The sequence below is a fragment of the Chloracidobacterium sp. genome (assembly GCA_015075585.1).
In the GTDB taxonomy this organism is placed as follows: domain Bacteria; phylum Acidobacteriota; class Blastocatellia; order Pyrinomonadales; family Pyrinomonadaceae; genus OLB17.
On the sequence record JABTUB010000002.1, the window covers coordinates 301,199 to 316,059 of the forward strand.

Here is a 14,861-nt window from a genome sequence, read left to right on the forward strand (position 1 = left end):
CGCTTACCATCGAACCGCCGAACTTTATGCTGCAGCGACCCGCGTCGGCCGTGCAAAGATAAGTTTGAGCGTGAACCAAATGAATGCGACCGCCCCAACGGCAAAGATCGTATCGCCGACCATTCGCATCCATCGGAGTATGTCCATAACGCTTGTCTGCATGAATTCCGGGCTGCGTGCCGCCCAATAACCCTGCGCGACCGACTGATATGTCTGCATCAGTCCGATCGGCAGCAGGCTCAGCAGTATCTCAAGCAGCATTCCGATATTTATCGACCAGAATGCAAACGACAGCAGCCGTTCATTCCATTTGCGTTCCGGATCCATTGCCCGCAAACAAAAGAGCGTCAACGCCAGGCCCAACGTACCGTAAACGCCATACAAAGCACCGTGCGCGTGTACCGCTGTCGTGTTCAAGCCCTGCATATAATAGAGTGCGATCGGCGGATTGATCATAAAACCGAACACACCGGCACCGACAAGGTTCCAGAACGCAACCGCGACAAAGAAGTAAACGATCCATTTATATTGCGCCAGCCACTCGCGCGCCTGTGAGTGCCATACGTTATCGATCGCCTCGTAACCGACAAAAACGAGCGGCACGATCTCAAGTGCACTGAACACCGAACCAAATGCAAGTGCGACTGTCGGCGTACCCGCAAAATATAGATGATGAAGTGTTCCGATAATGCCGCCGCTCAAATATATCGCACCTGAAAGCAGCGATGTATATGCGGCGATCTCAGCTTTGATCACGCCCAGACGTGCAAAGAGGAATGCGATAACGACGGTCGCAAATACCTCAAAGAAACCTTCGACCCAAAGATGCACGACCCACCAACGCCAATACTCAACCACGGTAAGGTGCGAACGGGCACCCCAGAAAAGACCGGGTGAATAGAAGAGGGCAATACCGGCGGTCGTTGCAAGATAGAGCAGCACGAGCGACTTGTTATTCTCTTTTGAACGAAGGGCCGCGACGGCACTTCTGCCCACAAGGAACAGCCACAGCAGCAGTCCAATGAAGAGGGCAGCCTGCCACACACGGCCGAGATCGACATATTCGTAGCCCTGATGACCGAACCAGAACCACAGGTCGCCGTCGAGCTTATGCATAACACTCAGCCATTCGCCCGCCATCGACCCCAGTACAACGATCAGCAACGCACCGAAAAGCAGATCGACACCGAGCTTTTGGCCTTTTGGCTCGCGCCCGCAGATGTACGGTGCGATAAAGAGGCCCGCAGCGAGCCACGCCGTTGCGATCCAGAAAATGCCGAGCTGGGTATGCCAAGTCCTCGTTATGACATACGGCAAATACTCCGCCAACGGGATGCCGTAAAGCCCGCCGCCCTCGACGCCGTAATGGGCTGTGACAATTCCCATTGCTATCTGCAGCAGAAACAGAAGGCTTACGACCAGGAAGTATTTCACGGTCGCCTTTTGTGACGGCGTCAGCATCTGCCCGATCAACGGGTCGGCCATGGGTGCATCCGTCGCATCGGACGACTTTCGCCATCCGGCGTAGAACCAAACCATCGCACCAATGCCGGCGATCAGGACGATGACGCTGACGCCCGTCCAAACAACTGCCGAACTCGTCGGCACGTTGCCCACAAGCGGCTCGGACGGAAAGTTGCTCGTGTACGAGATCGTATCGCCGGGCCTATTGGCTGCGGATGCCCAAGCCGTCCAAAAGAAGAATGAGTTCAACTGCCGTAGTTTTACAGGATCGGATTGTGCTCCGCGTTGGATCGCATAATCGGTATTGCCGTTGGCAAAAACATCTGTATAGTGTTCGAGGTTAAGCTGGAATGCCCGGGCACGAAGTGGTTCAACCGTCAGAACGCCCGTCGCCGGATCGTAATTATTTGCCCTTACCGTATCCTCAAGCCGCTGCCTAAGCACTGCTTGATCTTCGCGGCCAAGCTGCGAGAATTCGACGCCGTTCTTCTCCTTTGCCCACTCATCGAGCAGGAACACGGCCTCGCGATGCAGATAATCCGCCGTCCAATCAGGCGCAACGTAGCTTCCGTGCCCCCAGATAGAGCCGACCTGCATACCGCCCATCGCCTGCCAGACATTTTGACCGTTCATTATGTCTTCGTTCGGGATCATAACGGCTCCGTCGGAGGTAACCACCTTCGTAGGGATAGGCGGCGCCTGCCGAAAGATCTCGGCGCCGATAAGCCCCAAGACTGCGAAGGAGAACACACAAACTGCAATTAACAGAAACCAAAGTCTTTTCATTGTTATTCCTCAATTAAAGCATCAGTACGGTCTGAACTTCGTTACCAGAAGCTTGATATCAGGCTCGGCGGTCACTTCGTGTTCGACCTCCGCCGCAAGCGTGATAAGAACTCCGGGCGTCATCACGATCGATTCCTCAAGCCCGGGTCCGGCCCTGAATGTTCCGTTCCCGGACACGCAAAGTACCGTGATCGGATCGTGCGATATATGTTTTGCGAGAACTCCGCCGTCAGAAAGCGTGATCTCGATAAGCTTGCGGCCGGGCCCGTCGTAAATTTCGCGTGCCTTTGGCGACGCAGCATCGATCTGTCCGCCAAGTGCAAGATCGGTGATATGTTCAATATGTTTCATTACAGCTTCAGGATAATACTCTGCCACAGACACCTGTATCACCGCGAACATCAAAAGCGATTTGCCTATTGATTAACCAAATTAATAACTTTTGGCCGCTCGGCACTGAACTATTCTGTCAGCATATCGTTTCCGGCTCACCTCGAGAATTCAGGGTTTGCGGAATACGCAGCTCGGTATGAAGCTTTTTGTTCAGGCGATCTATGAAGTATGCGGCAAGCAGGGGTGATTCGCGCTCAACATTCTGATGGACAAAAAAATAAAGGTTCTTCAGGCCAACCTTTTTCCACTTAGCGATACGCCGCACCCACTCATCGAGACGCCGCCGGTCGATATCAGCAGAATTTGCACCGACCCAGCGGACAAAAGCCGTCGGGGTTGTCAGCCGCATATGCATAAGGTCACGCCGCCCGGCGGTATCGACAAGTACGTTCGTTATCTTATACTTTTCGAGCAGCTTGTAAAGCCGGGCAGAAGTGTCGCGGTCGTTGAACCAATCCGTATGGCGGAACTCGACCGCGAGCGGCATCTTGTACTGCCGCCAATATTCGATGAACGCCGCGACACGTTCCGCATCCTTTGGCTTGAAGTTATTGTGCATCTGCAGGAACGGCATGCCGAGCTTTTCGCGGAGCAGCGACATATTAGCCACGCTGATATCAACAAGCTCTTCGACCTCCTTCAGCCGCCGATAATGCGAGATCGACTGCGACAATTTTGGACAGAACTTGAAGCCTTTCGGCACGCTCGCGTACCAATTTTGAAAGACCTCCGGCTTGAACATTCGGTAGAAGGTTGCGTTCAGCTCTACGCAGTTGAACTGTGTCGAATAATACCGTAGCTCGTCCTTCGTCCCTTTCGGATAAAAACCCTTGAGATCGGTCTTGTTCCACTTGGCGCACCCGACATATATGCGCAGCTCCTTTGCATTGCTCTTCGCCAAAACCCGTTTCGTGTCAGGATGATCTCGCGATATTGTGAGGTCAACACTCTCCGGATCATCAACCTTGCCGAATTTCATAACAATGACTTGCCCGCTAAGATCGCCACGAATTACAGATAACTCTCGTGTATGTTCGCTTGTTTCGCAGGCAAATTCAATTTTGGTAAACTTAACGCTAAATATGCAGTTTTCATTTGACCCGAAATTACAGGATATTGCGTTCAAGGTCGAGGATGGCGAGCGGTTGTCGTTTGACGACGGGCTCGCACTTTACGCGACGACCGATCTGAACGCGCTCGGAAAATTGGCCGACACCGTACGCCGGCGAAAGCACGGCCTGACGACGTATTACAACGTCAACCGGCACTTCAACCACACGAATATCTGCGTCGCGGATTGCAAATTCTGCGGCTTTTATAAGCGTGCGCGTCAGGAAGGCTCCTATACGCATTCGGTCGAAGAAGGCGTGCAAATAGCCCGCGACGCAGTCGCCGAAGGTGCGACCGAACTGCACATTGTCGGCGGGCTGAACTCGAAACTTCCTTTCGAGTATTACACCGATCTTTTCTCGTCTCTAAAACGCGAATTTCCAAAGCTGCACTTAAAGGCGCTCACGATGGTCGAGCTTGATTTCTTCGCGAGATTCTACAAGATGAGCGACGAGGAAGTGATCGAGAAGCTCCACTCCGCGGGGATGGATTCGTGCCCCGGCGGCGGTGCAGAGATCTTTGCCGAACCGACGCGTTCGCGCATCTGCGACCACAAATGCGACGGCGACCGCTGGCTGGAACTCGCCGGAAAGGTGCATAAAGCGGGCCTCAAGACCAACGCCACGATGCTCTACGGCCACATCGAGTCCATCGAGGACCGCATCGATCACCTCGTCCGTCTCCGCGAGCAGCAGGACAAAACAGGCGGATTCCAATGCTTCATCCCGCTCGCTTTTTATCCGCCCGGCACAGCACTCTCGACGCTTCCCGGCCCCGACGCCATCGACAACCTGAAGACCATCGCCGTTTCACGCCTGATGCTTGACAACTTCGACCACATCAAGGCCTACTGGGTAATGCTCGGCAAAGCCACCGCCCAGACCGCGCTCCACTTCGGGGCCAACGACCTCGACGGCACCATCACCGACGGCGGCGAACTCACCCACAGCTACTCCGTCGAATCCGGCGGCGAAGTAAAAATGACAAAGGCCGAGATCATCGACCTTATCCACCGCGCCGGATTCGAGGCCGTCGAAAGAGATACGGTTTATAACCGCGTCGCCGCAGTGTAACGTCATCGTTGAATCTGGTTATGCGATGGTTTCAAGTCGCTGTATATAAACACAAGGGTTTCTTGTAAAATGGCTGAAAACCTTCATTAAAATATATATTTATGTCACTGAGTTTTATTGATCTCTTCGCTGGAATCGGCGGTATAAGATTGGCTTTTGAACCATATGGAAAGTGCGTCTTTAGTTCTGAATGGGATCGACATTCACAGTTAACCTACATTGCAAATTTTGGGGAGCGTCCTTGGGGCGACATAACCAAGATCAAGGCCATTGATATACCACAACACGATCTGTTGCTTGCGGGATTTCCGTGCCAAGCATTTAGTGTGGCCGGTTATAGAAAGGGATTTGAAGATACACGCGGAACGTTGTTTTATGATGTCGCCCGTATCCTGGCAGTACACCAGCCAAAGGCTTTCTTACTCGAAAACGTCAAAGGACTAGTTAGCCACGACCACGGCACAACATTTGACATAATCACAAGGGTTTTGAAAGAAGAATTGGATTATGAGGTCTATACACAGGTCTTGGATTCAAGAAATTATGCAAATGTTCCACAAACAAGGGAACGAATCTTCATCGTCGGATTCCATAAAGAGAAAGTTAAGGACTATTTCGACTTTACCTTTCCTGAGAGGACACCGCTTACAAAGACGATTCATGAAATTCTTGAGCACGAAAGGCAGGAGGATAAATATTATTATCCGCCTTCACATATGTATTTTGCCAAGATGAACGAAGCAATTAAAAACCCAAATACGATTTATCAATGGCGAAGGACTTATGTGAGAGAAAACAAAAGTAATGCTTGTCCCACACTCACCGCAAACATGGGTACTGGTGGGCATAATGTCCCACTTGTTCGAGATGCTTACGGCATACGAAAACTCACGCCAAGAGAATGCGCGCGATTCCAAGGGTTTCCAGATTCCCACGTATTTCCTAAAGAGTTGTCTGACACGAAGAAGTATTATCAAATCGGGAACTCGGTTACTGTTTCGCTTGTTGAGAGAATAGCTGAACAAATTATACAGGTTCTTGATGTCAAACCGGAAGAAGTGGAGCAAGTTTCGGAGCCCCATAACTCACCGACTATTACGGCTAATTTTTCGACCGCAGGCTAATATAGCAGGAATAGATGTTTACCAATCTCCAGAATCTAGAACAGCAAGAATATTATCTGAAGATGTTGGGAATCGTTGGTTCGCTAACTCGGCTGTTTTCCGCAAACTCAGAACCTTACATTGATTATCGTATAGCCGAAAACTTGTTTTGTAAGGCCTTTGAGGCTGAAAACCTATCGAGATCTGACGTATCGGCCGATGCGAAAAAAGAGAAAAAAGGCATTGGCATCAAAACGTTCCTTGATAAAGGCGGGATTAGTTTTGAGAAGATTGCCGAGTTTAATAAAAACAATCCCCTCTATAAGAACAAGGTTGAAGGCGAGAAAATATTAGAGATTGCAAAACTTAGAAATGACAGATTATCGGCCACAAAAGCTTGGTGTCAGATTGAAGATATTTTTTATCATTGTGTTACACGCGGTAATAATAAGATTTATGTCTATGAATGTAATGCCGACCCCATAAATCTGTCGGAAATACAAATAACTAAAACGACCGAGGCAGCAATCTCGTTTAATGACGGTACTAATGAATATCGCTTTGTTAACTCAAAAAGCACATTATATCGGAAGTTTGAGCGAGACAACGTACTATTAGAAAGTGACATTGATATTCTTGATGATCCCTTTGAATTGCTTGAGGACCTACTTACCAAAGATGACCAAAGCGTCGTAGAAAAGTTCATCAAGAAGGATGAGACATTGTTCGTTCCTGCGAAATATGCGGTGAAGTATCCTAGAATTTATTTACCGCTGTATTCCGTTAGGAACGGTGAAAAGTATATTCCTGAGAAAAGTGGTTTGAATCAGTGGAGAGCTGATGGAAGACCTCGCAACTCGAACGAAGTCTATATTCCAATACCTTCGTGGATTCATAAAACGTTTCCCAGCTTTTTTCCGCCTCGAAAGGTGGCCTTCAATTTGAGGCTATCGAATGATCAACTGGTTAGTGCAGCAGTTTGCCAAGACAATGGCAAGGCACTTATGAGCAACCCAAACAGTGATTTAGGAGAATGGCTGTTACGTGGACTGATGAATCTCGACGAAAAGACACTAGTTGAGTATAAATATTTGGACGGGCTTGGCGTCGATAGTGTCGTAATTGATAAGATCGGCGAACTTAACTACGAGATTGATGTCGTTCAAACAGGTTCATTCGACGATTTCAAAGAGGCGAATAGCTGATAGTCGATTGTCGTGGTTGATAACATTACTCCAAAACAACGAAGTAGCAATATGTCACGTATTCGAAGCGTGAATACTAGGCCCGAAGTCGCGGCCCGCTCACTTCTGCACCGTCTCGGGTATAGATTCCGAAAAAACGTCAAAAGCCTGCCCGGCAAACCGGATATCGTTCTCAAGAAACACGACACGGTAATTTTTGTTCACGGCTGCTTTTGGCATAAGCATACAGGTTGCAAGCGTTCAAATATGCCAAAGAGTAACAGCGGATATTGGGAATTGAAACTTCTGGGAAATGTGTCTCGGGATCGCAAACATATTGAAAATCTGAAAGCCCTAGGATGGAAAGTGTGCGTTGTTTGGGAATGTGAAATCAAGAATGCGGACAAATTAATAAAGAAGATTCAAAGGGTATTGGATAAATGAAACTCCAGCCTCTCATGTATATTGTTCTTATGGTGCTTTAAAATAGAAATGCGATACATGGTTGTCATAGAAAAAGGCGAAACGAGTTGTGGAGCGTACGTTCCCGACCTTCCGGGGTGCGTCGCTGTCGGCGAAACCGAAGCCGAGGTCAAACAACTCATTCAGGAGGCCATCGAATTACATCTGGAAGATCTGTCTGAGTCCGGTGCCGCAATTCCGCCTGCATTGTCGCGAAGTGATTATGTTGACGTGATGGCAGGTTAGACATTTCACGCTCCGCACTTCGACTCCTAGGACATCGACTGCCCTATCCGACGGCGGCGAACTCACCCACAGCTACTGCGGTCGACCGCGGCGGAGGCGGCATTCACTGTGCGACAAATCAACTGCCTTCATGACGGTGGAAATGGCGGTTGAAACCTAGGCCAGGACGAATGAGCGATACGACCATTTTGATTTCTGCATTGGAGACGGCGCCGGGTGTGATCATTCCTTTGATCCGGGAGGTTCCGGCCGATAGATTGAAGCGGCGGCCGAGCGAGGGGAAATGGTCGGCGTATGAGCACGCGATCCACTTGTCGCAGTCGGACGTCGCGTTTCGGGCGCGGCTTGATCTGATCCTGTCGGGGCCGGAGCCACTCATCAAAACCATTGAGAATTCTCCCGAGGACGAGGCTGGAGCGATGCTCGAGGTCGATCTGGACGCCTCGCTCGACCGCTACGTCCGCGAGCGCGCGTCGCTTGTAGAAAGGCTCAAGCAGTTATCACCCGACGAATGGCAAAAGGAGGCCGTGCACGAGGCGTTCGATCATTATTCGGTGTTCATAATGTTCCGGCATCTTCTGAACCACGAGATGTTCCACGCGTATCGCATCGAGGAACTCCTGCTCAAGAAGGATTGGGATTAGGAAACTTGTCCCCGCTATCGATCCGACCTCGACCTCTCGACCGCGAAAGATCTTTTCGCGGACAAGAAACCCATCGACGGCTGAATTGCATCTAACCAGCCTAGGCACGGCGAAAGCTCGACACTCCACGAGATCTAGTTAATAATTGAACGAGTTTCAATTGGTATGAACCTTCGCAACCACCCGCTTATTTTTGTGTTGACTCTCGTATTGTTCGCACCTGCCGCAATGTTGGCGCAGACGAAGGCGGATCGGCCGTTTTCGGTCGCTGCTACAAACGACGGTCTGACGATACATTACACTGCGGCGACTCCTCAGTTCCGATTAACGGTCGCAGAAAAAGGGCTTTCGATCACACGCAAAGCAGAGGATGGAGTTACTCTCAACAGCGCCGGCGGATCGATGATGATCCGGTTTACGAAGACCGCCGAGTTCGCAGACACTTCGAAAACACTGGCAGATCAGGAAATACTAGAGGCACATCGCCAGTGGTTCAATTGGATGCGGGCCGCAGAGAGTGGAAAAAAGATCAAGGTCACGGATGGGCCGGCAGGATCGCTGTCCGTAACCGACCTTCGACGGGCGGGCAAGGTTCGGATATCTATCCCCTCACTCTCATGGACCGCCAAAAGTGCGGGCCGGAATGCAAATCTCTTTTACCGAACGGCTTTGATCGGGAATGTTGTCGTTATGCTCGGCGCATCGTTCGACGGTAACAAGGCCGTTATGGCATCTGCGGTTACAAAGCGGGCCCTTGAATCTCTAACGATCATCGCCGGAGTTTCGCAAAAGAAGGGCGATGAGATTGACGAATTTTTGGAAATGGCCGAGGCTAACGGCGTATCAAGGGCGGATCTAAAGAGATCCGCTGAGGAGTTTGAGAAAACGACCGCTTCATCGAAAGGATCCGTGTCCGCTGCAAAAGCCGCGACAAAAGATCAGACCGTCAACGAGGCACTTCGGCAGCAGAGAGATATCTTATCCCGCGAACTTCCCTTCATCGAGCGATTTGCGGCATTCAAAAAAGCCTATCAAGAAAGATTTGAGTCGCCCGCCGGAATCCGGCAGCGTCGCTTGGACGGCGACAAGAGTTTCATATATGGCGCTGAGCTGAAGCGTTTCCAAGAGATGAAAGGGGAAACGGCGGCATTTCTCGCAGAATTCAAAGAATATCTTCTTAAAAATGAGCGCATTTTGAAAGCTGATGGAAAGCTAGCGGCGATCGACGGGGCAAAGAGCGAGATCAGCCGATTGGATCGGAATCTCGAATGGCTCAACGGCGAGCTGAAGAACTACTCGTCGAACTAGGTGAAAGCCGTCGATATAGCGTTGCGGGTTGCTGCCAGTGTCGAACCGGACAAGAACTGTTAACCACGGAGATCATAGGGCCCACAGAGAGTAAACTAACAGTCCGCAATGATCTCTGCGTCCTCTTTGGCGAGGCCGACATCAAATAATAAGCCGGAAGCGGTTAACCACGGCGAACACAGTGTAAATTCGGATGTCTCAGTGAACTCGGCGTCCTCTGTGGTGAAAGAAGGCTGATCAATATGGAATTCAACATTAACAAGAACACCAAGACCGTTACGATCACGGCGGAGTTCGATGCCCCGCGTGATATGGTTTGGGATGCGTACACGCGGGCCGAACTTCTCGATCAATGGTGGGCGCCGAAGCCCTTTATATCAAGAACGAAGGCCATGAACTTTGAGGTCGGCGGCCGCAGGTTCTATGCGATGATAAGCCCCGAGGGCCAGGAGCGTTGGGCGGTCCAGAAATATACTTCGATCACGCCCAAGACGAACTTCAAGTTCTTCAACGCATTTGCCGACGAGAACGAGAACCTTGACCTTCCCGGCTCGGACTGGGACCTCAATTTTTCGGACAATGGCGACGGCACAAAGGTCAGCGTTTCGATATACAATGAATCGCTCGAACGCATGGAACGGGTAATCGCAATGGGCTTTAAGGAAGGGACCGAGGCGACCTTCGAGAACCTGAAAGAACTCTTAGCAAGCCTGAATCGTTAGTCAGAATGGTAGGAGTGGAGGAACTATGAAAATAGTTAAAGGAATTTTAGCGGTCGTTGCCGGGATCGTTGTGGGCAGTCTCGTAAATTTCGGCATCCTAATGCTTTCGAATGCTGTGTTCGGCTTGCCGGACGGGATGAACCTATTCGACGCCGAAAGCGTAAAGGCGAACGCACATAAGCTCACGATGGCGAACTTTGCGGGCACATTGTTAGCTCATCAGTTCGGGACCTTTGTCGGTGCGTTTGTTGCCGCCAAGATCGCTCCGTCCGCCAAGATGATATTTGCCATCGCTATCGGAGCTTGGTTCCTTTTGGGTGGGATATACGCCGCCACGCTCATCCCGGCTCCGTTGTGGTTTGTCGTCGGCGATCTTGCACTCTACATTCCGGTGGCGTTCCTCGCCGCAAAGATCGGAGGCCGTCGATGAAGAGAACGGATTTTTTCTAGCAATTGTCCTCGCGGCGATTTCGACGATAGCAGCATCCGCGCAGCAAAAGCCGTCGGCGGGATACGAACCGGGGTAGGTTCCGTGTCATATCTCGCTAGCCTACAACTAAGGAAATCGGTCGATCCTCAAACAACGAGCAGTATGAAACGAATAGTTTTTGCAATTGCGGCCGTTGCCTTATTCGGTACAGTCATTGCTACGGGGCAATCGAAAATTGTTGGTGCGTATCAGGTTTGTGAAATGGCCTGTCAAACCATTCAGATACGATCCGATCATACTTTCGAACGAGTCTTGGACGGTGACCTTTTCAATAACCAACGCACTATCGGAAAATGGATCGCGTTAGCCGGGAATCGTATAAGAGCTGTCGGGCCAAAACCAAACGGGCCGCCGCAAGTCGAGGAGGAAGAGGCTCCCCGAGACAACTTTACGATAATCGTGATCGACTTCGCCGGTGCCGTTCTTCCGCAGGCTGAGCTTCATGGCATTGCGAACGGTAAACCGTTTCGATGCGTAACGAATAATGACGGAGCCTGTGAGATCCCGATCTGTAATTCATTTATAGTTGCCCGGGCACATTACAGCGGGGAATACAACGTCAAGAGTGCGTCATCAAGGATCTTTCGCGTAAAGCTGTCCGCCGCACAGATGCCAGACGACGTGATCGATGATGTCTGGGTGATCGAAAATGGCGTTCTCTATTGGGAAACAAACGGAAAGATCGATCGGACTTATGGGCTTCGCAAGATCAGCAAAAAGGCGGAGCGAATGATCTTTCCTACAGCCGATAAATAAGTACCCGAATATCGCATTCACTACAGAGAGAGCAGAATTTGTATTGAGCCGCTGTATCGCGTAGAGTTGGCTTGAATTTAATTGTGGACGTTTGTCCACAGAAACGATTCGATATGATGTTCTAATTGTCTCCGAAGGAGACGGACAATATAGCGTAGGGTGAAACCCTACGTACCGACGCCAAAACGCAGCCCGTCCCTGAAAGGGACGAACAAGATATGCCGCAATCATTGGTCAGAATTTTGGTGCACGTTGTCTTCTCGAGCAAAAACCGCATCGATCTTATCCATCCGGAGGTCGAGGCTGGCTTGTACGCATACATTCACGGCATCGTTGAAAACAATAGGTCGAAACTCATAATCGGCAACGGTACGGCGAATCACGGCCATTTACTGATCTCAATGGGCAAGACGATCGACATAAGCGGTCTTGTCGGCGTTATAAAACGCGACAGTTCGGTTTGGATGAAGAAACATGAACGCTCATTCTATTGGCAGGAAGGCTACGGAGCCTTTTCAATTGGGGAGTCTCAGGTACCGCGAGTGATGAAGTACATTGCAGAACAGAAAGTGCATCATGCGCAGAAGACATTTGAGGATGAGTATCGCGGGTTGCTGGGTCGATACAAAGTCGAATATGACGATCGATATGTTTGGGATTGATCGATCAATTGTTCGTCACCTTCGGCGACGCGCCGCTTTATTCCACGCATTCGTAGGGTTTCACCCTACGCTATAATGTGCGTCTCCTCCGGAGACAAGATCGGATGCCATCCTATGACCGTTCAAAAGCAAATTAGCGAGTACATCAACGGCCAACCCGATTAGAAGCGCGACGAAATGCAGGAATTGCATGGGCTTATTGTGGGCGTAAATGCGAAATGCAAGCTGTGGTTTTTGGATGGCAAGAACAGCGAAGGCAGGATTATTTCGAACCGGAGCATCGGATACGGCTCTTACCTTTAGAAATATACGGGCGGATCGACCAATGGGATCTATGGGGTCGGTCTGAGTATGTACACGCTCAGCATCTGTGTCTGTATTATGGGTATCGAAAACAAGAAATATCCGGCCGAGACGTACGCAGACGACCTCGGCAAGGCACGCGTTACCGGCTACTGTTATTAAGTTCAGAACGCTGTGCGCCTCCAACATCGAAACGCTCGAAGCCGTGTTACGATAAGCCTTTACTGATAGGATAGGATCATGATACTCCTCGAGACCTCACGAAACATCGCGGCCTCGGCCTATAAGGTTTTTGCCGCCTTTGCCGACGGTGAGCGTCTTGCCCGCTGGTTCGGCCCAGCTGGATTCACTAATACGTTTCACACATTTGAATTCGAGAGCGGCGGGCGTTGGGTCTATACAATGTATGGCCCAGACGGGAAAAATTATGAGAACGAGAGCGTCTTTCGCGAGGTCGTGCCCGGAAAAAGGATCGTTATTGAGCACATTTCATTGCCAAAATATGAGCTGACCATCGCGCTTGCTGAAAATGGCGGGCAAACAAAGGTGACTTGGATACAGGATTTCGAAAACGAAACCTTCGCGACGAAAATGACCGATTTTCTGAAAACCGCCAACGAGCAAAACCTCGATAAGCTCTCCGCGGAAGTTCTCGGTTCGAGCTAGCTCCGTGCACGGCAGGATGCTCGGATCGGTTACTTCGCGTCAGCTCTTGGCGACGTCGCATGTGGTCAAGCCCGACCATTTCGTCACAAGAGGGTTCCGCGGAGGATGACGGAGGCGATCGTAAAGTAAATAACGAGGCCCGTTACGTCCACGAGCGTGGCGACGAAAGGTGCGCTTGACGTTGCGGGGTCGAGGCCGAATCTTCGCAGAACGAACGGGATCATCGAGCCAGAAAGCGTTCCCCACATAACAATTCCGATCAGTGAAGCAAAGACCGTAACGGCAACGAGCAGCCAATGCTCGGTGTAGTTATAGATGCCGAGGCCTTGCCACAACGCTATACGCACAAAGCCGATCACGCCTAGCACGACGCCGAGCGAGAGGCCTGACAGAACCTCACGCCGCATCACATACCACCAATCACGCAGCGTTACCTCGTCCAGTGCCATGGCACGGATTATGAGCGTCGCGGCCTGGGAACCCGAGTTGCCGCCCGATGAGATGATAAGCGGCACGAACAGGGCAAGTACCACGGCACGTTCGATCTCGTCGTCGAAGTAACCCATGGCCGAGGCGGTGAGCATCTCGCCCAAGAACAGAATGATGAGCCAGCCCGCGCGTTTGCGTATCAATGAGTAGAAAGGCGTACGCACATACGGCAGGTCGAGGGCCTCGAGTCCGCCGAACTTCTGGATATCCTCGGTCGCTTCGGATTCTGCAACATCGAGGATGTCATCAGCCGTTACGATCCCGACGAGCACGCCGCTGTCCGTAACGACGGGCAGCGTCGAACGGTCGTAACGCCGAAAGATCTGGACCGCTTCTTCCTCATCCATCGTTGCCCGCAGTGCCGTGAATTTCCGGTCGATGATGCTGCTGACAACAGTCATATCATCAGCAAGAAGGAATTGGCCGATACGTACGTCGTCGATCAAGCGGTTCTCGTCATCAACCACGTAAACCACGTTGAGCGTCTCGGCCTTACGGCCCGATCGGCGTATGCTTTCGAGCGTCTCCTTTACAGTCCACGTCTCGCGGGCCTGCACATAATACGGCGTCATAAGACGGCCGACGCTGTTCTCGTCATAGCCGAGGAGCGTGCCGGCTATCGCACGTTCGTCATCGGTCAGAAGATTAAGCGTCTCTTTCAGTATTTGGTCGGGCAGGTGTTCTAGAAATGCCGTACGGTCGTCGGGAGCCATATCGTTGAGAATGGCCGCAACTTCAGCTTTGCCGAGATCCTTGATGGTCGCCTGCTGCGTATGCTTGTCAAAATATTCGAAGACCTTTGCGGCAGTCTCCTTCGGCAGCAGGCGAAAAGCGACCGCCGTCTCATTCTCCGGCAGGCCTGCAATGGCATCTGCGGCCTCACTCGGGTGCAAATCGAGAAGTTCGGCTCGAAGTTCCGCCCAGTTGCCGCTGTCTGATCGAGGAATGTTTGACATGCTCCGCCTCCTGCCGAAAAGGTTCGGCAATTACATTGATGGTA

At 51.1% G+C, this 14,861-nt stretch carries 16 protein-coding genes; 12 read left to right on the forward strand and 4 right to left on the reverse strand.

The features are described 5' to 3' along the window. Window positions 1-24: 24 nt before the first annotated feature. The 3 genes from HS105_10420 to HS105_10430 all read right to left on the reverse strand — a co-directional run bounded on the left by HS105_10420 (window position 25) and on the right by HS105_10430 (window position 3,622). Entirely contained in the window at window positions 25-2,250 is a 2,226-nt protein-coding gene (locus HS105_10420) for a nitric-oxide reductase large subunit (GenBank protein MBE7517007.1), read from the reverse strand. A gap of 21 nt (window positions 2,251-2,271) precedes the next feature. Continuing rightward, complete coding sequence (locus HS105_10425; GenBank protein MBE7517008.1) at window positions 2,272-2,601, reverse strand: hypothetical protein; 330 nt, start codon at window positions 2,599-2,601, stop codon at window positions 2,272-2,274. A gap of 118 nt (window positions 2,602-2,719) precedes the next feature. Beyond that, a complete protein-coding gene (locus tag HS105_10430; protein ID MBE7517009.1) occupies window positions 2,720-3,622 on the reverse strand; it encodes a DUF72 domain-containing protein in 903 nt (300 codons plus the stop codon). A 103-nt stretch (window positions 3,623-3,725) separates the two neighbouring features. Between HS105_10430 and mqnE the strand changes: the two genes are divergently transcribed. The 12 genes from mqnE (at window position 3,726) to HS105_10490 (ending at window position 13,372) form a co-directional block, all read left to right on the forward strand. Then, window positions 3,726-4,826, forward strand: coding sequence for an aminofutalosine synthase MqnE (gene mqnE, locus HS105_10435; protein ID MBE7517010.1), 1,101 nt, complete (start codon window positions 3,726-3,728; stop codon window positions 4,824-4,826). Window positions 4,827-4,927: 101 nt separating this feature from the next. After that, window positions 4,928-5,950, forward strand: a complete 1,023-nt coding sequence (locus tag HS105_10440) for a DNA cytosine methyltransferase (GenBank protein ID MBE7517011.1) — start codon at window positions 4,928-4,930, stop codon at window positions 5,948-5,950. A 14-nt stretch (window positions 5,951-5,964) separates the two neighbouring features. Further along, window positions 5,965-7,134: an NgoFVII family restriction endonuclease gene (locus HS105_10445; GenBank protein MBE7517012.1), complete on the forward strand. Its 1,170-nt coding sequence runs from the start codon at window positions 5,965-5,967 to the stop codon at window positions 7,132-7,134. 12 nt (window positions 7,135-7,146) lie between these two features. Continuing rightward, window positions 7,147-7,557, forward strand: a complete 411-nt coding sequence (vsr, locus tag HS105_10450) for a DNA mismatch endonuclease Vsr (GenBank protein MBE7517013.1) — start codon at window positions 7,147-7,149, stop codon at window positions 7,555-7,557. 48 nt (window positions 7,558-7,605) lie between these two features. Then, window positions 7,606-7,821 carry a type II toxin-antitoxin system HicB family antitoxin gene (locus tag HS105_10455; protein ID MBE7517014.1) on the forward strand — a complete coding sequence of 72 codons (216 nt, stop codon included), beginning with the start codon at window positions 7,606-7,608 and terminating at the stop codon, window positions 7,819-7,821. Window positions 7,822-7,991: 170 nt separating this feature from the next. Then, window positions 7,992-8,465, forward strand: a complete 474-nt coding sequence (locus HS105_10460; protein ID MBE7517015.1) for a DinB family protein — start codon at window positions 7,992-7,994, stop codon at window positions 8,463-8,465. Between the two features lie 165 nt (window positions 8,466-8,630). After that, window positions 8,631-9,773 (forward strand): hypothetical protein, encoded by a 1,143-nt coding sequence (locus HS105_10465; protein ID MBE7517016.1) that lies wholly within the window; start codon window positions 8,631-8,633, stop codon window positions 9,771-9,773. Window positions 9,774-10,015: 242 nt separating this feature from the next. Beyond that, window positions 10,016-10,495: an SRPBCC domain-containing protein gene (locus tag HS105_10470; protein MBE7517017.1), complete on the forward strand. Its 480-nt coding sequence runs from the start codon at window positions 10,016-10,018 to the stop codon at window positions 10,493-10,495. Between the two features lie 25 nt (window positions 10,496-10,520). Next, window positions 10,521-10,925, forward strand: coding sequence for a hypothetical protein (locus HS105_10475; GenBank protein MBE7517018.1), 405 nt, complete (start codon window positions 10,521-10,523; stop codon window positions 10,923-10,925). Between the two features lie 261 nt (window positions 10,926-11,186). Next, window positions 11,187-11,741 (forward strand): hypothetical protein, encoded by a 555-nt coding sequence (locus tag HS105_10480; GenBank protein MBE7517019.1) that lies wholly within the window; start codon window positions 11,187-11,189, stop codon window positions 11,739-11,741. Window positions 11,742-11,959: 218 nt separating this feature from the next. Then, complete coding sequence (locus tag HS105_10485) at window positions 11,960-12,403, forward strand: transposase (GenBank protein ID MBE7517020.1); 444 nt, start codon at window positions 11,960-11,962, stop codon at window positions 12,401-12,403. Between the two features lie 543 nt (window positions 12,404-12,946). After that, window positions 12,947-13,372 carry an SRPBCC domain-containing protein gene (locus HS105_10490; protein MBE7517021.1) on the forward strand — a complete coding sequence of 142 codons (426 nt, stop codon included), beginning with the start codon at window positions 12,947-12,949 and terminating at the stop codon, window positions 13,370-13,372. A gap of 83 nt (window positions 13,373-13,455) precedes the next feature. Here HS105_10490 and mgtE read toward each other — a convergent pair whose 3' ends face one another. After that, on the reverse strand, window positions 13,456-14,817 hold the full coding sequence (mgtE, locus tag HS105_10495; GenBank protein ID MBE7517022.1) for a magnesium transporter: 1,362 nt from the start codon (window positions 14,815-14,817) through the stop codon (window positions 13,456-13,458). Window positions 14,818-14,861 lie beyond the last annotated feature (44 nt).